Raw genomic sequence first — 22,454 nt, 5'->3', positions numbered from 1 at the left:
TTCCGAGCCTAAATATCCCCGCCGGAGGCATAAAAGTCCTTAGGCCACCATCGCCGCCGCCCGCTTGAGGTCGACCGACACCAGCTGCGACACGCCCTGTTCGCCCATGGTCACGCCAAACAGCCGGTCCATCCGGCTCATGGTGACGGCATGATGGGTGATGATCAGGAACCGCGTATCGGTGCGGCGGCACATCTCGTCCAGCAGATCGCAGAACCGGGTGACATTGGCATCATCCAGCGGCGCATCCACCTCGTCGAGCACACAGATCGGCGCGGGATTCGCCAGAAACACCGCAAAGATCAGCGCCAGCGCCGTCAGCGTCTGTTCACCCCCCGACAGCAACGACAAGGTGCTCAGCTTCTTGCCGGGCGGCTGGCACATGATTTCCAACCCCGCCTCCAGCGGATCATCGGATTCGACCAGCACCAGTTTGGCCTCGCCCCCGCCAAAGAGATGGGTGAACAGCAGCCCGAAACTGTCATTGACCTGTTCAAAAGCCGTCAACAAGCGTTCGCGGCCTTCCTTGTTCAGACTGGCAATCCCGGTGCGCAGCGCGGCGATAGCAGCCAGCAAATCGGCCTTTTCGCCCACCAGCGCGTCATGTTCGACCTGCACATCCTTGGCGTCTTCTTCGGCGCGCAGGTTGACCGCCCCCAATGCATCGCGCTGGCGCTTCAGCGCATTGACCTCGGCCTCGACCGTGGCGACGGGGGGCATATCTTCTACCGGCACGCCCAAAGCCGCGAATAATTGCGCAGGCGTGACCTCTTGCGCTTCCATGATCCGCTCGGCGGCATAGGCGATGGTTTCACGCGCGGCATCAGCGCGGGCCTCGGCACGGGCGCGGGCCTCGCGCGCCTCTGACGCCAGACGTTCGGCATCACGCTCGGCATGGCCTGCATCGCGCAGCACGGTCTCGGCCGCGGCCAGCTTGTCGGCCGCGGCACGGCGGCGGATCTCTGCCGTGTCGATCGCATCGGCCAGTTCGGCGCGTTTGGCGGCGATCTCCTCTGGTGCGGCAGAGGCTGCGGCCAGTTCCGCCTCGGATGCGGCCTTGCGCTCGGCCAGCTCGGCGCTGCGCTTGGTTGCGGTTTCCAGCCGGTGTTTCCAGCCGCTGATTTCCTTGGTGATCTCTTGCGCGCGGCGCAGGCGGGCGTCGCCCTCGCGGCGCAATTCCTCGGATGCGGACCGGCGCGACATCATCGTGATACGCGCGGCTTCGACCGTCATCTTGACATCCTCGACCGATGCGCGCGCGGCTGCCAGATCGCCCAATGCGGCGGCGGCCTGTTCGGCCTCGGCCAAGGATTTGCGCGCGCCCATCGCCTCTTCCTCGATCCGGCGCAGGGCCAGACCCAGACTTTCCAGCCGCCCCTGCGACAGGTTGCGATCCGCCTCGGCACGGCTGGCGGCACGATTGGCATCGGCCACGGCACGATCAGCATCGCGGCGGGCAGCACGGGCAGCCTGGTCGGCAGCAGTCGCATCCTGCAAAGCATGGGTCAGCGCGTCATGCGCCGCCACCGCCTGCTGCGCCTTGGCGGCCGCGGCATCCAGATCGCGCTGCAATTCGGCCAGCCGGTTAAGCTGCTGCAACCGCAGCGCCGCCGCCGAAGGCGCATCTTCGGCCCCCGACCGGAACCCGTCCCAGCGCCACAGATCACCCGCCAGCGAGACAAGCCGCTGACCGGGCTGCAAATCCGCCTGCAAACGCGCACCATCGGCAGCATCGACCAGACCGATCTGCGCTATGCGGCGGGCCAGCACCTGCGGCACGGTGACGACATCCGCCAAAGACGACACACCCGCAGGCAAGGGCTGCGCCTGCGCATAATCGGGCAGGCTGGCCCAGCCGGTCGGCGCATCCCCCGCCACCGCAGGGGCGCGCAGATCATCGGCCAGCGCCGCACCCAGCGCCTTTTCATAGCCTTTTTGCACCGACAGAAGATCCAGCACCTGCCCGCCCTCGGCACGGTCGCGATCCACCAGACGCGCCAATGCGGTCACCTCGGCGCGCAGGGCATTCGCCTCGCCTTCGGCCTCGGAGCGGGCGGCGCGGGCCTCGCTTTCCTGCGTCTGGGTCACGGCACGGGCGGCTTCGGCAGCGGCCAACGCCTCTTCGGCGGCATCGGCGGCGGCAAGGGCTGCGGCTTCGGCCAGACCAGCGGCGGCAAAATCCGCCTCGGCCTTGGCCAAGGCGGTCGCGGCCTCTTGTGATGCAGCCTTGGATTTGGCGGCCTCGGCCTCGTTCTTGGCCATGGTCGCGCGATGGTCGTCGATCAGGCGCTGCGTCGATTGGTGGCGCGCAGCCAGACGGGCGACATCTTCGGCCAATTGCGCCGAGGCCGCCTCGGCCTCTTGCAAGACACCCGCCGCCGCGCGCGCAGCGCCTTGTGCGGCCTCCAGCCGGGCCTCGTGGCCTTCACCTGCCTTGGCGATCTCGCGGGCTTCCCATTCCAGCCGGGCGATGGTTTCACCGGCATCCTTGTTCAGCCCGGCCTCGCGGTCGATATCGCGGGTCAGCTGGTCGATGCGCGCACGCAGGGTGGCAATCATGTCGCGGGCGCGGTCTTCTTGATCCTGCAAAGCATCGCGCTGGACCTGCAGGCGCTGCAAGACGGCCGCTGCAATCGCCTCTTCCTCGCGCAGGGCGGGCAAAGCATCCTCGGCCCCCTGACGCGCCTTGGTCGCATCGCGCGCGGCACGTTCGGCCTGCGCGGCGGCGGTCGTGCGGTCTTGCAACAGGGTCGTGGCCTCCAGCAAGGCATCATCGGCCTCTTTCCAGCGGCGAAACAGCAACATGCCTTCGGCGCGGCGCAGGCTTTCACCGATCTCGCGATAGCGCGCCGCCTGCCGCGCCTGACGCGCCAATTGTGCCAGCTGTGCGGCCAATTGGTCGATCACGTCATCGACACGGGTCAGGTTGGTTTCCGCGCCTTTCAGCTTCAGCTCGGCCTCGTGGCGGCGCTGATACAGGCCGGAAATCCCGGCCGCTTCCTCTAGAATACGGCGGCGCGACTTTGGCTTGGCGTTGATCAGCTCCGAAATCATGCCCTGCCGGACCAAGGCGGGCGAATGCGCACCCGTCGAGGCATCGGCAAACAGCATCTGCACATCGCGCGCGCGCACATCCTTGGCACCGACCTTATAGGCGGATCCGGCATCGCGGGTGATGCGGCGGATGATCTCCAGCTGGTCAGCATCGTTGAAGGCAGCGGGCGCCAGCCGTTCGGCATTGTCGATGATCAGCGAAACTTCGGCAAAATTGCGCGCAGGGCGGGTCGCGGCACCAGCAAAGATCACATCCTCCATGCCGCCACCCCGCATGGCCGAGGCGCGATGTTCGCCCATCACCCAGCGCAGGGCTTCCAGCAGGTTGGACTTGCCACAGCCATTCGGGCCGACCACCCCGGTCAGACCATCGGCGATGATCAGATCCGTGGGATCGACAAAGCTTTTGAAGCCATTCAATCGCAGTTTGCTGAAACGCACTATCCGCTGCCCTTGATTCTCCGCTGCCAGAAAGCCTGACGCCTGACACGGGTGCGAGTCAACGAAACCTGTCTAGATCAGGTCATTTGCAGCCTTTTATCCACAAGATATTGTGAAATTCCCCTCTTTGGAGCCAAAATATCCCCGCCGGAGGCAGCGCCGGAGGCGCTATTGGCCCTGTCAACGTCGGTTTACGGCCTTGACCGCGGGCCGCCGATGCAGGCACAACGGACAGGCATGGTTCCCCGCACGGCGCGCAGCGTCAGGGGATCAAATGGGAATGTGGACGCACCGATCCTGTCAGGGAGATGCCAAGCCACAGCCGCCCCCGCGACTGTATGCGGAGAGTGCCTTGTTGAAACGCCACTGGGTCCGCCCGGGAAGGCAACAAGGCGCATCGACCCGCAAGCCAGGAGACCAGCCATGCACCGGGGCGACCGCCTCGGCCAACAACAACGGACGGGGTGTTCCGTGGGGGTTCTGCATTGGCCGGAGGGTCGTGCTTCCCATGAAATCCCCCCTTTAGTCGATCCAAAGGGGACGAAAATGAAAAAACTTCTGACCATCGCAGGCCTCAGCCTTGCGGCATCGCCAGCCCTTGCGCATCACCCGCTGGGTGGCTTGCCAATGGAAACCTTCACCCATGGGCTGCTGTCGGGCGTCGGCCATCCGGTGCTGGGCTTTGACCATTTGTTCTTTGTCGCGGCGATGGGCATCGCTGCAACCTTTACCGCCAACCGTCTGCTGACGCCTGCCGCCTATATCGGCGCGATGCTGGCGGGCTGTGGCCTGATGTATGCGGGGATCGCCCTGCCGCTCGCTGAAACCGTGATCGTGCTGTCGCTTCTGGTCATCGGCGGGATCGTCCTGTCGGGCAAAACCCTGTCGACGACAAATGCGCTGCTGGTCTTCGCGACATTCGGCCTGTTCCACGGCTCTGCCTTCGGCGGGTCGATTGCCGGACAAGAAGGCGGCGTCGGCGGCGCTGTGCTGGTCGGCTATCTGATCGGGCTGGGCGCGATCCAATATCTGATCGCCATCGGCGCAGGCTGGGCCACGCGCAAACTGGGCGCGGTCGACGCCAGCGCGATGACCGCCCGTCTGGGTGGCGCGATGGTCGCAGGCGTCGGCCTGTTCCTTGCGCTGGAAATCATCGAAGGGCCGATCGTCTCTGCGATCACCGGCTAAAGCCGCGTTCCGCGATTTATCGGGCGGCCCGCAAGGGCCGTCCCTTTTTCTGTTCCCCGCCGCCAAGGATACCCCATGCCCGCCAAAATCCCCGCCACCATCGTCACCGGCTTTCTCGGCTCTGGCAAAACCACGCTGATCCGGCACATGCTGCAAAACGCCCAAGGCAAGCGCATCGCGCTGATCATCAACGAATTCGGTGATCTGGGCGTGGATGGCGACATCCTCAAAGGCTGCGGCGACGAGGTCTGCGCCAAGGATGATATCGTGGAATTGTCCAACGGCTGCATCTGCTGCACCGTCGCCGATGATTTCATCCCCACGATGGAGGCGCTTTTGGCGCGCAATCCCGCCCCCGATCATATCGTGATCGAAACCTCGGGGCTTGCCCTGCCGCAACCCTTGGTGCGCGCCTTCAACTGGCCCGGCATTTCCACCCGCGTCACCGTGGACGGCGTTGTCACCGTCGTCGATGGCCGCGCCGTGCAGGACGGCCAATTCGCCCATAACATCGCCGCCGTCGATGCCCAGCGCGCCGCCGATGACAACCTCGACCATGAAACGCCTTTGTCGGAACTCTTCGAGGACCAGATCGCCTGCGCCGATATGATCGTGGTGAACAAGACCGACCTGCTGACGGCAGACGAGGCCGACAGCCTTGCCGCGCAATTGCGCACCGACAGCCGCGACGGTGTGCAGGTAGTGAAAACCAGCATGGGTGCGCTGCCTGTCGATGTGCTGCTGGGCCAAGGGATCGGGGCAGAGGCTGATCTGGAATCCCGCCACGAAATCCACCACCACCATCACCACCATGATGATGACGCGGATGACCACGACGACGATCACCACCATGACCACGGCCATGACGAGTTTGAATCCTTTATCGTCACCCGTGACGAGGTAGCCGATGCCGCAGCCTTTGCCGCCCAGGTCAGCGCCGCGATCAAGGCCAATAACATCCTGCGCCTGAAAGGTTTCGTCGCAATCACGGGCAAACCGATGCGAATGACACTGCAGGCCGTCGGCCCCCGCGTGGAAACCTATTTCGACCAGCCCTTCGGCGATGCCCCCCGGCAAACCCGGCTTGTCGTGATCGGCGAGGCCGGGCTGAACCAATCCGCCATCACCGCCGCCCTGCAAGCATGATCATCGTCAGCATCACAGATCCGCATGATGCGCAGGCCACAGCCCTGCTACAGCAAAGCCATGCGCTGATGCAGGCGCTGTTCCCGCCAGAGGATAATTTCTACCTGTCCATCGACGATCTGGTGGCCAGCGACATCCATTTCTACACCGGCCGTATTGGTGACACGATTCTGGGCACCGGCGCGCTGCGGGTCTGCGACGGCTATGGCGAGATCAAGTCGATGTTCGTGGATGAGACTGCGCGCGGCAAAGGTATCGCTGATGCAATCCTGCGCCAGATCGAGGATCAGGCGCGCAGCCTATCATTGCCGCTACTGAAACTGGAAACCGGCAACATCCTGCATGCAGCACACAGGCTTTACGCAAGGCATGGGTTCACGCCTTGCGGACCGTTCGGCGACTATCCAGAGATCGCCAGTTCGGTTTTCATGGAAAAGCGGCTGTGATCTCAGCCCTTCTTTTCCTCGGCGGCCTTTTTCATCCGCGCCAGCAATTCGGCCTTGTCGGGACGCGCGCCAAAGGGCTTTTTCTTCGATCCCGGCGCGTTGTGTTCCTCGTGCTTGGGGCCTTTTTTCGCCATCTTCGGTGCTCCTGCAGCGTTGTAATCCATGGGTCTATCCTCGTGTTTGACCGCCTCTTAGCACAGGGCAAAAGCTGATGCACCTGCTCGCCGCCACCCCCGGTGCGATTTCGGACGGGACCGAACCGGTCGATCTGGGCCAGACGCCTGCCGATGTAGTCATCATCTCTGCTGCCGATACCGAACTGGCCGCCCTGGCCGAAGCACGGGCCGAAATGACCAACCCGCCTACCTTGCGGCTGGCCAATATGCTGCATCTGGCACATCCGATGTCGGTCGATCTGCATCTTGACGATTGCGCCACCAAATCGCGTCTGGTGATCGCCCGCGTGCTGGGTGGTGCAGCCTACTGGAAATACGGCCTGACCCAATATGCCGCGCGACTGCATGATGCGGGCGTGCCGGTGGCGTTCCTGCCTGGCGACGATAAACCCGACCCCGAATTGCGCGGGTTGTCCACCGTCAGCGGCACGGATTACGACGCGCTCTGGTCCTATCTGGTCGAAGGCGGGCCGCAGAACAGTATCAATGCGCTGGCCTATGCAAAGGCGATGCTGGACAGCACCGAAAAACCCGCCGCCGCTGCCCCCTTGCTGCGCGCCGGCGTCTACTGGCCGGGGGCGGGCATCGCCGATCTGACGAATGCACAGGCGGCATGGACCGCTGACGCGCCCGTCGTGCCGATCATCTTCTACCGCGCCTTGGTGCAGGGCGGCGGGCTGAACCCGATCAACCGCCTGACCCGCAGCCTGTCGCGCGCCGGCCTGAACCCGCTGCCCATTTTCGTGGCCAGCCTGAAAGACCCCGTTAGCACCGCAACGCTGGACCATCTGTTCACCATTGCCCCGCCCGATGTGATCCTGAACTGCACCGCATTTGCGGTGGGCAGCCCACATGACGGCGACGACAGCCCGCAAAACCCGCTGTTGGCCAACAATGCGCCGATCTTTCAGGTGATCCTGTCGGGTGCCTCCGAGGCGTCATGGGCCGAGGGCCTGCACGGCCTGACCGCGCGCGACATCGCCATGAACGTGGCCCTGCCAGAAGTTGACGGGCGCATCCTGTCGCGCGCGATCAGCTTCAAGGGCGAGGCGTTTTTCGACGACGCCACCGAATGCCCCATCGCCACCTATCAGGCGCGCGGCGACCGCGTCGATTTCGTCACGCAGCTAACCGGCAACTGGGCACGCCTGCGGCAAACCCCCACCAAGGATAAAAAAGTCGCCCTGATCCTCGCCAATTACCCCAACAAGGACGGACGTCTGGCCAATGGCGTCGGCCTCGACACGCCTGCGGCCACGATCCACACGCTGCACCTGCTGGCGCAGGCGGGCTACCAGACCACCCCACCCGCCGACAGCGCCGCGCTGATGGCGCAGATCATGGCAGGCCCCACCAACTGGCTGACCGACCGCGCCGACAAAGCGGGCGGCGAGCTGCTCGCCCTCGACACATACCGCCAGCATTTCGACGCCCTGCCGTGGGATATCAAGGAACAGATCACCACCCGCTGGGGTCAACCCGAAGACGACCCTTTCTTCCGAGCCGAAATATCCCCGCCGGAGGCCGCAAGCCGCGCCAGCGGCGCAGGTTTCGCGCTCTCCATCCACGCTTTCGGCAATGTGATCGTAGGGCTGCAGCCCGCGCGCGGCTATAATATCGACCCGGCCGATACCTATCATTCCCCCGATCTGGTCCCGCCGCATAATTACCTCGCCTTCTATTTCTGGCTGCGGCACCATTGGGGCGCCGATGCGATCGTCCACATGGGCAAGCATGGCAATCTGGAATGGCTGCCCGGCAAATCCGTCGCCCTGTCGGAAACCTGCTGGCCCGAGGCGGTCTTTGGCCCCACCCCGCATGTCTATCCTTTCATCGTCAATGATCCGGGCGAAGGGACACAGGCCAAACGGCGCACGTCCGCCGTCATCATCGACCACCTGACCCCGCCACTGACCCGCGCCGAAAGCTATGGGCCGATGCGCGATCTGGAAGCCTTGGTTGATGAATATTACGAGGCCGCAGGCGTCGATCCGCGCCGCATGACCCATCTGCGGCGCGAGATCCTGTCGCTGTCGGATGCGACGGGGCTGTCGCGGGATGTGGGTTTCACCGGCGACAAGGATGGCGATCTTGGCAAGCTCGACGCCTACCTTTGCGATTTGAAAGAGGCGCAGATCAGGGACGGGCTGCATATCTTTGGCCAATCGCCCTCAGGCCAGCAGGAACTGGACCTGGCCATCGCCCTCGCCCGGGTGCCGCGTGGCGATGGCAAGGGGCAGAATGCATCCTTGCTGCGGGCCTTGGCTGCGGATCTTGGCCTGAGCATCGACCCGCTGGATTGTGATATGGCAGCCCCGGCGGCGGAAAAGCCCGAGGCATTGGCCGATGACACGACATGGCGCAGCAATGGCGATACCGTCGAACGGCTGGAAAACCTGTCGCAGCGGCTTGTGCGGGACGGCGGGCGGGGCGTCCCGGGGTTTACCCCTGGCGCGGCGCAGGCCGTTCTCCGAACCATCCACGACGATATCCTGCCCAGGGTCCGCGCTTGCGGCCCTGCCGAAGGATCGGCCCTGCTGACCGCCCTTGCCGGCCATTTTGTCCCCCCCGGCCCGTCGGGTGCGCCCACACGCGGGCGGCTTGATGTGCTGCCCACGGGGCGCAATTTCTTCAGTGTCGACAGCCGGGCCGTGCCCACACCGACGGCCTGGGCCTTGGGATGGAAATCGGCAAACCTGCTGATCGAAAAGCACCTTCAGGACCATGGTGACTGGCCGCGCGCCATGCTGGTCACCGCTTGGGGCACCGCCAATATGCGCACCGGCGGCGATGATATCGCGCAAGCCTTGGCGCTGATGGGCGTCAAGCCGACATGGGACAGCGCCAACCGGCGTGTGACGGGGTTCGAGGTGCTGCCGCAATCCGTGCTGGGCCGCCCGCGCGTCGATGTGACCCTGCGTATCTCGGGGTTTTTCCGTGACGCTTTTCCGCAGCTGATCGCGCTGGTCGACAGTGCCGCGCGCGCGGTGCAGGACCTCGACGAGCCCGCCGATCTGAACCCTGCCGCCGCGCGCAGCAAAGCGGGCGAGGACCCCACCCGCGTCTTCGGGTCCAAACCCGGCGCTTATGGCGCGGGGCTGCAAGCGCTGATCGACGAAAGGATCTGGTCGGATAAAACCGATTTCGCCGCCGCCTATCTGACCTGGGGCAGCTATGCTTACGGTGCCAAGGCCAGCGGCGACCGGCGCGAGGCCGCCTTCAAGGCGCGCCTGTCCCAGGTCGACGCCATCGTGCAAAATCAGGACAACCGCGAACACGACATTCTGGACAGCGACGATTACTACCAATTCGAAGGCGGGGCCGCCGCCGCCGTCAGCACATTGCAAGGGCGCGACCGGCCGATCTATCACAATGACCATTCCCGCCCCGAACGCCCTGTCATCCGCACGCTGGATGATGAAATCGGCCGCGTTGTGCGGTCGCGCGTGGTCAATCCCAAATGGATCGAAGGGGTAAAACGCCACGGCTATAAAGGTGCTTTCGAGATCGCGGCGACGGTCGATTACCTTTTCGCTTTCGCCGCCACTACCGGGGCCGTGCGCAACCACCATTTCGACCTGGTCGAGGCCGCCTTTCTGGCCGATGACGCCACCCGCACCTTCATCGCCGATGCCAATGCCCCCGCATTGCGCGAGATAGCCGAACGCCTGCAAGAGGCGATTGACCGCAACCTGTGGCAGCCCGCCTCGAATTCTGCGCGCGCGCGCATCGCGGGCCTGCTATGATCTGCGCAAAGGAGACAGCCAATGACCGATGACCCCGACCGCCACGCGATGAAAATGGCCAAGAAAAAGGCCGCCCGCGACAAGATCATGGCGACCAAGACCGACCAGAAAGGTCTGGTCATCGTCCATACCGGCAAGGGCAAGGGCAAATCCTCGGCGGCCTTCGGGATGATCTTTCGCTGTATTGCGCATGATATGAAATGCGCCGTCGTCCAGTTCATCAAAGGGGGCATGTCCACCGGGGAACGCGATCTGATTCTGGCAAAATTCAGCGATATCTGCGCGTTTCACACGATGGGCGAAGGCTTTACCTGGGAAACGCAGGATAAATCGCGCGATATCGAAATGGCGCAGGCTGCCTGGGCCAAGGCCAAAGAGCTGATCCTGGACGAGACCAATACCATGGTTCTGCTGGATGAAATCAACATCGCGATCCGCTATGATTATGTCGCCATCGGCGATGTCGTGGCCTTTCTGCGCGACCACAAACCGCCGATGACCCATGTCGTGCTGACGGGGCGCAACGCGCATGAGGATCTGATCGCATTGGCCGATCTGGTGACCGAGATGGAACTGGTCAAACATCCGTTCCGATCGGGCATCAAGGCGCAGATCGGTGTGGAATTCTAGCGTCACAAATCGGGCATAAAATCGTTACATCGCTTGCACTGAACCGACCGGTTCAGATATAGACAGGCGATGGGTGCAATGGTTCTTCGATCCTCGGATCTTGTCGCAAAGGGCGTGCAGCGCGCGGTCTATCTGCATCCGCTTGATCCGACCAAATTGATCAAGGTGCTGCGGCCCGCCACCACGATGCCGCGGCGCAATAATTTCAACGGGATCATGGACCGGCTGCTGCCCAGCACCCGGCTGCGCCAGATCCGCAAGGAATATGCCGAATATCTGCGCGTCATGCTGACCCATCCAGAGCCGGATTTTCACGCGCCCATCGCCCATATGTTCGGCTTTACCCCCACGAATGAAGGTCTGGGCTGCATCACCGAACGGGTCATGCAGCCCGATGGCCGGCTTGGCGAAACGCTGGGGGCCAAGGCGCAGGCAGGCAGTCTGACACCCGCGCAACTGGCGCTGTTGAACGACACGATCGCCCGTATCTATGCCAATGACATCCGCGCCAGCGACATGAACCCCGCAAATTTCGTCTTTGGCCATCGTGACAATGGCACCGGTCCCGGCCCCGAAGAATGCGTCCTGGTGGACGGGTTCGGCGATATCCACGCAATCCCCGTGCGGTCGATGGCGCGCTGGTCCAACCGGATCGGGCTGGACGACAGCTGCAAGCGGCTGGCCCGCAATACCGGGCTGCGCTGGGACCCAAAGGCGCGGCAATTCGCGCTGCCCAGCTAGGTGGCTTGGCTGTCCAGGCGTTACAGCGTAGAACAGACCATCGCGACAGCCCCGAAAGACACCCATGACCGATGATACCGAAGACCTGCAAGACATCTATCCCGGCGCGGGCACGTTCCGTTTCGGCGATACGCCCGAATTATGCCAATATCTGATCGGCCTTGTCCGACAGCGCAAGAAAACCGCGACCTGCGGGGCGGCCTCGGAATTCGCCGATGATCCCGATTCCATGCCGGTCGTCGGGCGCTGCGACATTGCCGCCAATTGGGATGGCACGCCCGCGCTGGTGATCCGCACGACCAAAGTGCAACATATCCGGTTCTGCGACGTGACCGAAGAGATGGCGCTGGCCGAGGGCGAGAATGACAGCCTTTTGGGCTGGCGCAAGGATCACAAGGCCTATTTCAAACGTAACGGCGGTTTCGATCCCGAGATGATGCTGGTGTTCGAGCATTTCACGCTGGTCGAGGATCTGGCCGGGCGCGCGCTCTGACATGCGCCTGTGGATCGCCTGCCTGCTGATCCTGATCATCGGCGCGCATATCGCGATGTGGACATCGGATATGCCGCGCGATCTGGCCTTGCGACTGACGATCATCAATGCGGCGGGCTGGGCGGTGATCCTGCTGCCCGCCTGGGCGGTCAGCAAATGGGCGGCGGCGCATCGGCGACGGTAAGGTGGGTCATGACCCACCCTACGGGCCTTTCGCATTGCGGCGAGATCGGCTAGATCGCTTGCAAATGACTTTTCTTGGATGAACAGATGAAATTCACGCTGTCCTGGCTGAAACACCACCTTGAAACCGATGCCTCGGTCGATTTGATCGCCGAAACCCTGACCGATCTCGGGCTAGAGGTCGAAGGCGTGGAAAACCCCGCCGAACGTCTGGCCGATTTCACCATCGGCTATGTGGAAAGCGCGGAAAAGCATCCCGATGCCGACAAGCTGCGTGTCTGCCAAGTGCAGACCAAGGACGGTCTGACCCAGATCATCTGTGGTGCGCCCAATGCGCGCGCGGGCATCACCGTCGTTATCGCCAGCCCCGGCACCTATGTCCCCGGCATCGACACCACCATCGGCGTGGGGAAGATCCGGGGCATCGAAAGCCATGGCATGATGTGTTCCGAACGCGAGATGGAGTTGTCCGAGGAACATGACGGGATCATCGAATTGCCTTCGGGCAGCGTCGGCCAGCGGTTCACCGATTGGCTGTCCGCCAACCAGCCCGACCGCGTCGACCCGGTGATCGAGATCGCGATCACCCCCAACCGCCCCGATGCGCTGGGCGTGCGCGGCATTGCGCGCGATCTGGCGGCGCGGGGGCTGGGGACGCTGAAGCCGCTGGGCGTCAATCCGGTGCCTGCCAGCTTTAGCGCCGATATGACCGTATCCATTGATGACGATACGCGCGACGGATGCCCCGTTTTCTGTGGCCGCCTGATCCGCGGCGTCAAGAACGGGCCCAGCCCGGAATGGCTGCAAACGCAGCTGCGCGCCATCGGCCTGCGGCCCATCAGTTTCCTTGTCGATGTGACCAATTGGTTCACCTATGACCTGAACCGCCCGCTGCATGTTTTTGATGCCGACAAGGTGCAGGGCAACCTGCGCGTCCACCGCGCCAAGGGCGGCGAGACGATCCTGGCGCTCGACGACAAGACCTATACTTTGCAGGCCGGTCAGATCGCCATTTCCGACGATCAGGGCGTGGAAAGCATCGCGGGCATCATGGGTGGCGATGCCACGGGTTGCACCGATGAGACGGTCAATGTCTTTGTCGAAAGCGCCTATTGGGACCCGGTCCAGATCGCCTATACCGGCCGCGCGCTCAAGATCAATTCCGACGCCCGCTACCGGTTTGAACGTGGCATTGATCCTGCCTTCACCCCCGAAGGGCTGGAACATGCCGTGCGGATGATCGTCGATCACGCGGGCGGCGAGGCGTCAGAGCTGATCATCGCAGGCGCGGTGCCCGACACATCCCGCGCCTACCGTCTGGATGCGGAGCGTGTCATCAGCCTTGTCGGCATGGATATTCCCGAAAGCACCCAGCGCCAGACATTGACCGCACTTGGCTTTCGTCTCGAAGGCGACATGGCCCATGTCCCGTCATGGCGCCCCGATGTGCTGGGCGATGCCGATCTGGTCGAAGAGGTCGCGCGCATCGCATCCTTGACCAAGCTGGAAGGCAAGCCTTTGCCGCGCATGGATGCCGGCGTCCCCAAACCGATCCTGACCACCGGCCAGCAGCGTCAGCAGGCCGCGCGCCGGACCATGGCGGCGCTGGGGTATAATGAATGCGTCACCTATAGTTTCGTCGATGCGCAGGCGGCGGCGCTGTTTGGTGGCGGCGATGATGCAACCATGCTGGAAAACCCGATTTCCAGCGAATTGTCGCATATGCGCCCCAACCTGCTGCCCGGCCTTTTGCGCGCCGCTGCCCGCAATCAGGCGCGCGGTTTCATGGATATCGCCCTGTTCGAGGTCGGTGCCGGTTTCCACGGCGGCGAGCCGGGAGACCAGCACAACCTGATCACCGGCGTGTTGATCGGCAAGACCGCCAGCAAAGAGGTCCATGGCACATCGCGCGCCGTCGATCTTTACGACGCCAAGGCCGATTCGGAATCCGTGCTGGCCGCCATCGGCGCGCCCGCCAAGGTGCAAATCCTGCGCGGCGCGGCAGATTGGTGGCACCCCGGACGGCACGGCATGATTTGCCTTGGCCCGAAAAAGGTGCTGGCAGTCTTTGGCGAATTGCATCCCAAGGTGCTGCGCGAGATGGATATCAAAGGCCCCGCCGTCGGCTTTACGATCTGGCCCGACGAGGTGCCTGTGCCGAAAACCAAGACCGCGACGCGCCCTGCCTTGATCGCCGCCGATCTGCAAGCGGTCGAACGCGATTTCGCCTTCGTCGTCGATGCCGAGATAGAGGCCCTGACGCTGGTCAATGCCGCGCTTGGTGCTGATAAGGCGCTGATCAGCGATGTGCGGGTCTTTGACCAATTCATCGGCGGCAATCTGGGTGAGGGCAAGAAATCCATCGCTGTCACCGTGCGCCTGCAACCCACGACCGCAACGCTGAAGGAAGCCGAGATCGAGGCTGTCAGCGCGAGGATCGTGGACAAGGTCACCAAGGCGACCGGCGGCAACCTACGCGGCTAAGTGGTCTGCCAGCACATCGAACACCAGCCTGATCCGCGGGCTGGTGTGTAAAGGTCGCCATGGCTGACCAACCAGACAGGAAGTAGGAGCCACCGATGATCGACACCGCCACATTCTGGAACCGCGCCGCTGATAAATATGAGGCGTCGAAGATCGGCAATCCTGCCGCCTATGAATACACGCTTGGCCGCACCCGCAGTTATCTGCGACCGACGGACAATGTGCTGGAAATCGCCTGCGGCACCGGATCGACCGCCGTTTTGCTGGCGCCTGATGTGGCAAGCTATCTTGGGACCGACATCTCGCCCGAGATGATCCGCATCGCGCGGGGCAAACTACCCGTTGCGGGCGCTGATCTGAGCTTCGATGTGACGGGCGATCTGCCGGAAACGGGCCAGTTCGACGCGATACTTGCGCATTCGTTTTTCCACCTCGTTCCCGATATGGAACGGCGCATGGCGCGGATTTACGACCTGCTTACGCCGGGCGGCTTTTTCATTTCCAAGACCGCGACGCTGAAAGGGCGCGGTTTGAAGTGGACCCTGATCAGCGCGGTGATTCCGCTAGCGCAGTTGGTCGGCAAGGCCCCCTATCTGCGCAAGTTCAGTGCCGCAGAGCTGGAACAGGCCGTGCGCGATGCAGGGTTCGAGATTGTCGAGAGCGGAGATTTCGCAACCCCCGCACGCTATATAGTGGCGCGCAAGCCGGGGGTGGCCAGCACGGCATAAGGCGCTAGTGTCGGGGACGAGCAAAGGAGCACGATCAATGACACTGCACATCTACCTGTCCGGCGAAATCCACACCGACTGGCGCGACCATATCGTGACAGGGGCCGCCGGCCTTGACGTCGCTTTTTCGGGTCCTGTGACCGATCATGCCGCATCCGACGATTGCGGCGTGGCAATCATGGGCCCAGAGACGCAGAAGGTCTGGCATGATCATAAAGGCGCCAAGCTCAACGCGATCCGCACCAGACACGGGATTGAAACCGCCGATATCGTCGTGGTCCGCTTTGGGGATCAATATAAGCAATGGAACGCGGCTTTTGACGCGGGCTATGCGGCGGCGATGGGGAAATCACTGATCGTGATGCATGGGCCGGATCATCAACATGCGCTCAAAGAGGTCGATGCCGCAGCGCTGGCCGTGGTGGAAACGCCGCAGCAGGTGGTCGATCTACTGATCTATGTGCTGCATGGCAGCCTGCCCCCCGCGCGGGCGTAAACCGGCGCGATGTCGGGCGGCAGGCTGGCCAGTCATTTGCCCCGCGTAAGCCGGGGTTAAGCCCGGCCTAGGCCACGGCAAAACCCGTGGCTTTCTGATGCGGTGTCGTTAACATACGCCCCAGTTATGCGCAGAACGAGTCAATCAGAGGATTATCCCATGCTTAACGAATTCAAGGATTTCATCGCCAAGGGCAGCGTGATGGACCTGGCCGTCGGTATCATCATCGGCGCGGCCTTTACCGCCATCGTCAGCAGCCTTGTCAATGATCTGATCCAGCCGCTGATCGGGCTGATCATCGGCGGGATCGACTTTAGCGGTCTCAGCTTTGGCTTGGGCGACGCGCAATTCATGTATGGAAATTTCATCACCGCAACGATCAATTTCCTGATCATCGCTTTCGTGGTGTTCATGCTGGTCAAGGCGGTCAATCGCATCAAATCCATCGCGGACAAGCCCGATGACATCGCGCCAGAGGTCAAGACCGGCCCGTCGCAACTGGATATCCTGATCGAGATCCGCGACGCGCTGGCCAAGCGCCCCTGATCCGCGACAGACGACCCGCGACAGGCCCGCCGGTCAGCGGGCCTTTGGCGTCACGCCTTCAAGGCCAGCGCGGGCGACAGCACCGCAATCCCCAGCGCGGCACCGACGGCGTCATAGGTCAGCTGCCCCGCATGCACGTTCAATCCCGCCAGCAGATGCGGATCATCGGCGCAGGCCTGACGCCAGCCTTTATCCGCCAATGCCAGCATGAATGGCATGGTCGCATTCCCCAGCGCGATGGTCGATGTGCGCGCCACAGCGCCGGGCATATTGGCCACGCAATAATGCATGATCCCGTCCACCTCATAGATCGGGTCGTGATGCGTCGTGGCGCGGGATGTCTCGAAACAGCCGCCTTGGTCAATGGCCACATCCACCAGCACCGCCCCCGGTTTCAGTTCCGCCAGTTGCGCGCGCAAGATCAGCTTGGGCGCCGCGGCACCGGGGATCAGCACGGCCCCGATGATCATATCCGCCGCGCGCGCCAAAGCGATCGTATTGGCCTTGCTGGCATAGCTGGTCTTGAACTGGCCACCAAAGCTGTCGTCCAGATAACGCAGACGCGGCAGTGACCGGTCCAGCACGGTGACATCCGCGCCCATCCCCGCCGCGATGCGCGCGGCATGGGTCCCCACGACACCGCCGCCAATGACGACAACCCGCGCAGGTGCGACACCCGGCACACCGCCCATCAGCACGCCGCGCCCGCCATTGGCCTTTTGCAGCGTCCAAGCGCCGACCTGCGGCGCGAGCCTGCCCGCAACCTCGGACATCGGCGCAAGCAGCGGCAAGCCACCGCGATCATCAGTGACGGTTTCATAAGCGATACAGGTCGCGCCCGAGGCCATCAGATCCCGCGTCTGGTCGGGATCGGGGGCAAGGTGCAGATAGGTGAACAGGATCTGCCCTGCGCGCAGCATCTTGCGTTCACCGGCCTGCGGTTCCTTGACCTTGACGATCATATCGGCGCTGGCGAATACATCCGCCGCCGTTCCCGCGATCTGCGCCCCGGCCGCGGTATAATCCGCATCGCTGAACCCCGCGCCATCGCCTGCGCCGGTCTCGATCATGACCTTATGGCCATGGGCGACCGCCTCTTGCGCCGCATCGGGCGTCACCCCGACACGAAATTCCTGTGGTTTGATTTCTTTCGGACAGCCAATCAGCATTGCACACCTCCCGCGTTATGGGTTCATCCTGCGCGGCTGTGGTTGCAATTTCTTGGAATCTTCTCTTGGGTCAAAGGCTGTTTCACGCTAGGATCACGCGCCAGACGGGCGTTAGACGAAAGGATCGTGCATCACATGGAGCTTGACAGCATCGACCGCCGAATCCTCGAGGTTCTGCAAAAATCGGGGCGCATTTCCAATGCAGAGCTGTCAGAGGTCGCGAACCTGTCGCCCTCGGCCTGTCACCGGCGGGTGCAGCGACTGGAAAAAGACGGCTATATCCGCGATTATGTCGCGCTTCTGGACCCGCGCAAGATGGGGCGGCCCACGACCGTCTTTGTCGAAATCACGCTCAGCGGTCAGGCCGATGAATTGCTGGATGCTTTTGAAAAGGCCGTCGCCAAAGTGCCCGATGTGCTGGAATGTCACCTGATGGCCGGCACGGCGGATTACCTGCTGAAGGTCGTGGCCGGCGATACCGAAGATTTCGCCCGCATCCACCGCAAACATCTGGCGACCTTGCCGGGTGTGGCGCAGATGCAATCATCCTTTGCGCTGCGCAATGTGCGCCAGACCACGGCGCTGCCGGTCTAGGCATTTTGACGCAAGCGCACGCTATTCAGCGCGGATCACCGTCATTCGCGGGTGGGGATGGGGTCTCGCCCGCCTCTGGCGTCAGCCCGTAAGGGGCGGCAAGGTTCCAGACATGGGCGGGAACCATGTTCTTCATCTTGGCCGGTTCTTCGCGGCGCAGGTGCAGAATGGTTTCCGCTGCTTTCATCTCGACCCGCGCACGGGCGAATTCCAGCCCGCGCGGCCCGATCTTGGGCATCAGCCAACCCATGATCCCGCGCAGGAAATCCGGCATCCGGCGCAAAGGCAGGCCCCCCGCCGCCAGCCGCGTATTTGCGACAAAGCCTTTGACCGCCCCCGCCCGCTTGCCGCGCGATCCGGGGGCGGTCAGCGTAACCTCGGACCCCAAGCAATCCAGCATTTCCTGCCCGCGCGCGTTACGAACGATCAGCCATTGCTCCCCCTCGCCCGCCATATAGCCCACGGTGATATCGGCCAGCCGGTTGGTGTAATCCACGCAGGTCCGGCAGGTGGTGGGAAAGAAATCGCGCGGCAGATCGGCAATCGGCAGTTTCAGGAACGGGATCAGCCGGCGACTGCCATCGGTAAAGCGCAATTCGACATGATAATCGGCGCGGAATTCCAGATAGGTCACCGTGTCGGGCGCATCGGTCAGCCGGGCCAGAAAGCCATGGAAATTCTCGGTCGTGGTATTATCCGAACAGGGCGTGCCGATGACATAGATGCGATCAAACCCCAATTCCGCCTCTAGCGCGCGGAGCGCGTAGATCTGGCAAGGTATCCCGATCACGCCCATCCGGCGATGCCCCGCCGCATGCGCCGGTTCCAACAGGGCCAGCAAAGGCGCATAGCCCATGCGCATGCCCCGCGCTTCGGCCATCTCGGCGGCCTCGGTGATGATCGCGGGACGCGGGCGCCAGCGGTCGGCGGGATCGGGCACCATCGTCAGCACCGCATCGACAGCGCCGGTTTCCAGCAAGCGTTCGGCCAGCCGCGTGGTCAGGCCGGTCCATTGCGCGCCTTGGCGGGGCTGTGTCAGCGCCGCGCGATACATCGCCCCGGTGACGCCAAAGAACGGCTCATCCCCATCCGGGCCAGCGGCGCGGCCATGCACGCGGGCCTCTAGCGCGGGATAATCGGGCTTGATGAACTGGCAGGCCCGCCCACAGGCACTGGCATCCGCCATCCGCGACACGCCGCAATCGGTGCAAAGCCCACGCGGGGCCGGAAGGGCAAAATCGGGCGTGCTGATCGTCATCTGGCGACCTTACCCTGCCATGTCCCCCTGTCCAGTTTGATTTACACTTGGCAACGGCCCTTTTCCTTAGGGAAAACACGCGGTAAGAGGCAGCACTTGCAAACAAGGAGCCAGCCAAATGGGCTATCGAATCGCCATTGTCGGCGCCACGGGCAACGTGGGCCGCGAAATGCTGAACATCCTCCACGAACGGACTTTTCCGGTGGATGAAATCGTCGCACTTGCCAGCCGCCGGTCGCTGGGCACCGAAGTCAGCTTTGGCGATACCACCCTCAAGACCAAGGATCTTGAGACTTTCGATTTCACCGGCTGGGACATGGCGCTGTTTGCCGTGGGATCAGAGGCGACCAAGACCTATGCGCCCAAGGCCGCCAAGGCCGGCTGCGTGGTGATCGATAATTCCTCGCTTTATCGTTATGACGCCGATGTGCCACTGATCGTGCCCGAAGTGAACGCGCAGGCGATTCACGGCTATGCCAAGAAAAACATCATCGCCAACCCCAATTGTTCGACCGCCCAGATGGTTGTGGCATTGAAGCCGCTGCATGACCGCGCGCGGATCAAGCGGGTCGTTGTCAGCACCTATCAATCGGTATCCGGTGCCGGCAAGGACGGCATTGACGAGCTGTGGGACCAGACCAAAAGCATCTACAACCCCACTGACAGCAAGCCGCCCACCAAATTCACCAAGCAGATCGCCTTCAACGTGATCCCGCATATCGACGTGTTCCTTGACGATGGCTCGACCAAGGAAGAATGGAAAATGGTCGCAGAGACCAAGAAGATCCTTGATCCCGCGATCAAGGTCACCGCGACCTGCGTGCGCGTGCCGGTTTTCGTGGGCCATTCGGAATCGATCAATATCGAATTCGAGGATTTCCTTGATGAACACGAGGCCCGCGACATCCTGCGCGAAAGCCCCGGTATCATGGTGATCGACAAGCGCGAAGACGGCGGCTACGTCACGCCGATCGAATGTGTCGGCGATTACGCGACTTTCATCAGCCGCATCCGGCAGGATAGCACGATCGACAACGGGCTGAACCTGTGGTGCGTGTCCGACAACCTGCGCAAGGGGGCTGCGCTGAACGCGGTGCAGATCGCCGAAGTGCTGGGCCGCGAATGTCTGAAAAAAGGCTGATCGCCGGATAGATCCAACCGAAAGAGGCGCTGATCCAGCGCCTCTTTTTTAATGCGGCGAAATCTGCCGATGGTTGATTTCGGGGCATGCGAGGGGCCGCGCCGCCTTGTAGGGTTCAAGCAAACATCCTGGAGATTTGCTATGATCCGCCTTCTTATCACGACCAGCCTGATCGCCGTGACCGCACCCGCCTTTGCCGAAACGATGACCGGCGCTGCCCGTGTCGATACCGTCACGATCTATCCCGGTCTGGCCAGCGTCACGCGGTTGGTGACGCTTGATCTGCCTGCGGGCCAGCATGATATCATCATCCCCGGTCTGCCGCAGAACCTGTCCGCCGATGGTCTGCGCATTGCCGCGCCGGGGCAGGTCAGGCTGGGGGCGGTGAACCTTGCCTTTGACCGTCTGCCGGTGACGCCCGACCAGTCCAGCCCCGCCATCATCGCCGCCCGCGCCGAGGTTGATCGCTTGGAAGAGGTGCTGCGCCAAACCGATGTCGCGATTGCCGCGATCCGGCTGCGCGCGCAGGCCGCCGAGGATCAGATCGCCTTTTTGCAAAGCCTTGGGCAGGCCAGCGCGGGCGAGGCCCTGACCAGCATCGCCGATGTGCAGGCCCTGGCACAGATGGTCGGATCAGAGGCGCTGGCCCTGCGGATGGCCGCTTTTGCCGCCGAACAAGAGGCGCAAGCCGCGATCCGCGCGCGCAAAGATGATGCCGAGGCGTTGGAAGAGGCCCGCCGCGCCTTGGCCGCCTTGCTGGCCCCCGAGGATCAGGGCTCGGTCCTGACCTTCACGCTCGACGCCGCCGAGGCAGGCGAGGTCACGTTGGAAATCGCCACGACCGAAGGTTTCGCCAATTGGTCACCGGTCTATGACCTGCGCCTGACCACGGGCGATGATCCGCAGCTGGACATCGACCGCGCGGTCGTCATCAGTCAGGCGACGGGGCAGGATTGGCTGGATGTGCAGCTGATCCTGTCCACCGCCCGCCCCGGCGAGCAGATCGCCCCCGGCGGGGCTTGGGCCGAACTGCGCCGGATCATTTCCGAAGAGGCGCTGGAACGCGAACGCGCCGAGGGCATGGCCGCCGATGCGATGACCTTGCAGCGTAACAGCGCCATGATGCCCGCCCCGATGATGCAGGCAGAACCCATCACCGCGCAGGCCGATTTCAGCGGCGCGGCGGTGACCTATGTCTATCCAGACCGCGTCGATATCCGCAACGGGGTCGAGGATCTGCGCCTGCCGCTGGATCAGCTGCGTTTTGACGCCGATATCTGGGCCGAGGCGACGCCGATGACCGATGCCAATGCCTACCGTATGGCGGAATTCACCAACTTGACCGACGAAATGCTGCTGCCGGGGCGCGTGATGCTGCATGCCGATGGCACGATGATCGGGTTCAGCCAGTTGCCCCTTCTGGCGGCGGGGGCCGATCTGGAGCTGGGCTTTGGCCCGCTGGATGGCCTGCACCTGACACGGATCACGCCAGAGCGGTCCCAAGGCGACAGGGGCGTCTTTTCCGCGTCCAACCAGCTGGTCGAACGCACGATCCTGACGGTGGAAAACCTGACCGGGCAGGATTGGGACGTGCTGCTGCGCGATGCTGTGCCCTATTCCGAACAAGACGATCTGCAAGTCAGCCTGACCGCCACCCCCGCCGTCACCCGCCGCGACCCCGAAGGGCAGCGCGGCATCGTGGAATGGGACCTGCGCGTGCCTGCGGGCAGCGAACAAGAGGTCGTGATGGAAACCACCCTGCGCTGGCCCGGCGGGTTCGTGCTGCGGTAACTT

General features: G+C 63.2%; 19 protein-coding genes and 1 riboswitch. Of the genes, 15 read left to right on the top strand and 4 right to left on the bottom strand.

Annotated features, from left to right (window positions below; translation table 11 throughout):
• Positions 1–39: 39 nt before the first annotated feature.
• Positions 40–3,495: a chromosome segregation protein SMC gene (gene smc, locus LOKVESSMR4R_RS01600; RefSeq protein ID WP_087206009.1), complete on the bottom strand. Its 3,456-nt coding sequence runs from the start codon at positions 3,493–3,495 to the stop codon at positions 40–42.
• Positions 3,496–3,731: 236 nt separating this feature from the next.
• Positions 3,732–3,921: riboswitch (cobalamin riboswitch) on the top strand.
• A 120-nt stretch (positions 3,922–4,041) separates the two neighbouring features.
• Between smc and LOKVESSMR4R_RS01595 the strand changes: the two genes are divergently transcribed.
• The 3 genes from LOKVESSMR4R_RS01595 to LOKVESSMR4R_RS01585 all read left to right on the top strand — a co-directional run bounded on the left by LOKVESSMR4R_RS01595 (position 4,042) and on the right by LOKVESSMR4R_RS01585 (position 6,275).
• Positions 4,042–4,683, top strand: coding sequence for a HupE/UreJ family protein (locus LOKVESSMR4R_RS01595; RefSeq protein WP_087206008.1), 642 nt, complete (start codon positions 4,042–4,044; stop codon positions 4,681–4,683).
• 75 nt (positions 4,684–4,758) lie between these two features.
• Positions 4,759–5,829 carry a cobalamin biosynthesis protein CobW gene (gene cobW, locus LOKVESSMR4R_RS01590; protein ID WP_087206007.1) on the top strand — a complete coding sequence of 357 codons (1,071 nt, stop codon included), beginning with the start codon at positions 4,759–4,761 and terminating at the stop codon, positions 5,827–5,829.
• The gene (locus LOKVESSMR4R_RS01585) at positions 5,826–6,275 is read left to right on the top strand and encodes a GNAT family N-acetyltransferase (protein WP_087206006.1); all 450 of its coding nucleotides are present in this window, start codon (positions 5,826–5,828) and stop codon (positions 6,273–6,275) included. Before cobW ends, LOKVESSMR4R_RS01585 begins: the two co-directional genes overlap by 4 nt.
• Before the next feature lie 2 nt (positions 6,276–6,277).
• Here the strand turns inward: LOKVESSMR4R_RS01585 and LOKVESSMR4R_RS20690 are convergent, their stop codons facing one another.
• Positions 6,278–6,409: a hypothetical protein gene (locus LOKVESSMR4R_RS20690; protein WP_257790143.1), complete on the bottom strand. Its 132-nt coding sequence runs from the start codon at positions 6,407–6,409 to the stop codon at positions 6,278–6,280.
• 77 nt (positions 6,410–6,486) lie between these two features.
• Here LOKVESSMR4R_RS20690 and cobN point away from each other — a divergent pair, with 77 nt between their 5' ends.
• The 9 genes from cobN (at position 6,487) to mscL (ending at position 16,498) form a co-directional block, all read left to right on the top strand.
• Positions 6,487–10,197 (top strand): cobaltochelatase subunit CobN, encoded by a 3,711-nt coding sequence (gene cobN / locus LOKVESSMR4R_RS01575; RefSeq protein ID WP_087206005.1) that lies wholly within the window; start codon positions 6,487–6,489, stop codon positions 10,195–10,197.
• A gap of 21 nt (positions 10,198–10,218) precedes the next feature.
• Positions 10,219–10,827, top strand: coding sequence for a cob(I)yrinic acid a,c-diamide adenosyltransferase (cobO, locus tag LOKVESSMR4R_RS01570; protein WP_087206004.1), 609 nt, complete (start codon positions 10,219–10,221; stop codon positions 10,825–10,827).
• Positions 10,828–10,905: 78 nt separating this feature from the next.
• Positions 10,906–11,568 (top strand): YrbL family protein, encoded by a 663-nt coding sequence (locus LOKVESSMR4R_RS01565; RefSeq protein WP_237331877.1) that lies wholly within the window; start codon positions 10,906–10,908, stop codon positions 11,566–11,568.
• Positions 11,569–11,632: 64 nt separating this feature from the next.
• The gene (locus LOKVESSMR4R_RS01560; protein ID WP_087206002.1) at positions 11,633–12,061 is read left to right on the top strand and encodes an ASCH domain-containing protein; all 429 of its coding nucleotides are present in this window, start codon (positions 11,633–11,635) and stop codon (positions 12,059–12,061) included.
• A 1-nt stretch (position 12,062) separates the two neighbouring features.
• Positions 12,063–12,245, top strand: a complete 183-nt coding sequence (locus tag LOKVESSMR4R_RS01555; RefSeq protein ID WP_087206001.1) for a phenylalanyl-tRNA synthetase subunit beta — start codon at positions 12,063–12,065, stop codon at positions 12,243–12,245.
• Between the two features lie 86 nt (positions 12,246–12,331).
• On the top strand, positions 12,332–14,728 hold the full coding sequence (gene pheT, locus LOKVESSMR4R_RS01550) for a phenylalanine--tRNA ligase subunit beta (RefSeq protein ID WP_087212365.1): 2,397 nt from the start codon (positions 12,332–12,334) through the stop codon (positions 14,726–14,728).
• A gap of 95 nt (positions 14,729–14,823) precedes the next feature.
• Complete coding sequence (locus LOKVESSMR4R_RS01545; RefSeq protein ID WP_087206000.1) at positions 14,824–15,456, top strand: class I SAM-dependent methyltransferase; 633 nt, start codon at positions 14,824–14,826, stop codon at positions 15,454–15,456.
• Positions 15,457–15,493: 37 nt separating this feature from the next.
• On the top strand, positions 15,494–15,952 hold the full coding sequence (locus LOKVESSMR4R_RS01540) for a YtoQ family protein (protein ID WP_087205999.1): 459 nt from the start codon (positions 15,494–15,496) through the stop codon (positions 15,950–15,952).
• A gap of 159 nt (positions 15,953–16,111) precedes the next feature.
• Entirely contained in the window at positions 16,112–16,498 is a 387-nt protein-coding gene (gene mscL / locus LOKVESSMR4R_RS01535) for a large conductance mechanosensitive channel protein MscL (RefSeq protein WP_087205998.1), read from the top strand.
• Positions 16,499–16,548: 50 nt separating this feature from the next.
• Here the strand turns inward: mscL and ald are convergent, their stop codons facing one another.
• A complete protein-coding gene (gene ald, locus LOKVESSMR4R_RS01530; RefSeq protein ID WP_087205997.1) occupies positions 16,549–17,667 on the bottom strand; it encodes an alanine dehydrogenase in 1,119 nt (372 codons plus the stop codon).
• Between the two features lie 135 nt (positions 17,668–17,802).
• Here ald and LOKVESSMR4R_RS01525 point away from each other — a divergent pair, with 135 nt between their 5' ends.
• Positions 17,803–18,261, top strand: coding sequence for an Lrp/AsnC family transcriptional regulator (locus LOKVESSMR4R_RS01525; RefSeq protein WP_087205996.1), 459 nt, complete (start codon positions 17,803–17,805; stop codon positions 18,259–18,261).
• A gap of 25 nt (positions 18,262–18,286) precedes the next feature.
• On the opposite strand, the gene LOKVESSMR4R_RS01520 is transcribed toward LOKVESSMR4R_RS01525, so the two are convergent.
• Positions 18,287–19,519, bottom strand: coding sequence for a Coenzyme F420 hydrogenase/dehydrogenase, beta subunit C-terminal domain (locus LOKVESSMR4R_RS01520; RefSeq protein ID WP_087205995.1), 1,233 nt, complete (start codon positions 19,517–19,519; stop codon positions 18,287–18,289).
• A 118-nt stretch (positions 19,520–19,637) separates the two neighbouring features.
• Between LOKVESSMR4R_RS01520 and LOKVESSMR4R_RS01515 the strand changes: the two genes are divergently transcribed.
• Together LOKVESSMR4R_RS01515 and LOKVESSMR4R_RS01510 are read left to right on the top strand one after the other, a co-directional pair.
• Positions 19,638–20,660, top strand: coding sequence for an aspartate-semialdehyde dehydrogenase (locus tag LOKVESSMR4R_RS01515; protein WP_087205994.1), 1,023 nt, complete (start codon positions 19,638–19,640; stop codon positions 20,658–20,660).
• Positions 20,661–20,801: 141 nt separating this feature from the next.
• Complete coding sequence (locus LOKVESSMR4R_RS01510) at positions 20,802–22,451, top strand: DUF4139 domain-containing protein (RefSeq protein WP_087205993.1); 1,650 nt, start codon at positions 20,802–20,804, stop codon at positions 22,449–22,451.
• Positions 22,452–22,454 lie beyond the last annotated feature (3 nt).

It is taken from the genome of Yoonia vestfoldensis, from assembly GCF_002158905.1.
GTDB lineage: Bacteria > Pseudomonadota > Alphaproteobacteria > Rhodobacterales > Rhodobacteraceae > Yoonia > Yoonia vestfoldensis_B.
Note: the sequence above shows the minus strand (reverse complement) of the source record. Positions and strands in the feature narration are given on the sequence as shown.

What these genes read in the sequence shown, in the direction of transcription:
- LOKVESSMR4R_RS01595 (WP_087206008.1), top strand. Translation starts at nt 4,042, where the DNA reads ATGAAAAAACTTCTGACCATCGCAGGCCTCAGCCTTGCGGCATCGCCA.
- cobW (WP_087206007.1), top strand. Translation starts at nt 4,759, where the DNA reads ATGCCCGCCAAAATCCCCGCCACCATCGTCACCGGCTTTCTCGGCTCT.
- LOKVESSMR4R_RS01585 (WP_087206006.1), top strand. Translation starts at nt 5,826, where the DNA reads ATGATCATCGTCAGCATCACAGATCCGCATGATGCGCAGGCCACAGCC.
- LOKVESSMR4R_RS20690 (WP_257790143.1), bottom strand. Translation starts at nt 6,409, where the DNA reads ATGGCGAAAAAAGGCCCCAAGCACGAGGAACACAACGCGCCGGGATCG.
- cobN (WP_087206005.1), top strand. Translation starts at nt 6,487, where the DNA reads ATGCACCTGCTCGCCGCCACCCCCGGTGCGATTTCGGACGGGACCGAA.
- cobO (WP_087206004.1), top strand. Translation starts at nt 10,219, where the DNA reads ATGACCGATGACCCCGACCGCCACGCGATGAAAATGGCCAAGAAAAAG.
- LOKVESSMR4R_RS01565 (WP_237331877.1), top strand. Translation starts at nt 10,906, where the DNA reads ATGGTTCTTCGATCCTCGGATCTTGTCGCAAAGGGCGTGCAGCGCGCG.
- LOKVESSMR4R_RS01560 (WP_087206002.1), top strand. Translation starts at nt 11,633, where the DNA reads ATGACCGATGATACCGAAGACCTGCAAGACATCTATCCCGGCGCGGGC.
- LOKVESSMR4R_RS01555 (WP_087206001.1), top strand. Translation starts at nt 12,063, where the DNA reads ATGCGCCTGTGGATCGCCTGCCTGCTGATCCTGATCATCGGCGCGCAT.
- pheT (WP_087212365.1), top strand. Translation starts at nt 12,332, where the DNA reads ATGAAATTCACGCTGTCCTGGCTGAAACACCACCTTGAAACCGATGCC.
- LOKVESSMR4R_RS01545 (WP_087206000.1), top strand. Translation starts at nt 14,824, where the DNA reads ATGATCGACACCGCCACATTCTGGAACCGCGCCGCTGATAAATATGAG.
- LOKVESSMR4R_RS01540 (WP_087205999.1), top strand. Translation starts at nt 15,494, where the DNA reads ATGACACTGCACATCTACCTGTCCGGCGAAATCCACACCGACTGGCGC.
- mscL (WP_087205998.1), top strand. Translation starts at nt 16,112, where the DNA reads ATGCTTAACGAATTCAAGGATTTCATCGCCAAGGGCAGCGTGATGGAC.
- ald (WP_087205997.1), bottom strand. Translation starts at nt 17,667, where the DNA reads ATGCTGATTGGCTGTCCGAAAGAAATCAAACCACAGGAATTTCGTGTC.
- LOKVESSMR4R_RS01525 (WP_087205996.1), top strand. Translation starts at nt 17,803, where the DNA reads ATGGAGCTTGACAGCATCGACCGCCGAATCCTCGAGGTTCTGCAAAAA.
- LOKVESSMR4R_RS01520 (WP_087205995.1), bottom strand. Translation starts at nt 19,519, where the DNA reads ATGACGATCAGCACGCCCGATTTTGCCCTTCCGGCCCCGCGTGGGCTT.
- LOKVESSMR4R_RS01515 (WP_087205994.1), top strand. Translation starts at nt 19,638, where the DNA reads ATGGGCTATCGAATCGCCATTGTCGGCGCCACGGGCAACGTGGGCCGC.
- LOKVESSMR4R_RS01510 (WP_087205993.1), top strand. Translation starts at nt 20,802, where the DNA reads ATGATCCGCCTTCTTATCACGACCAGCCTGATCGCCGTGACCGCACCC.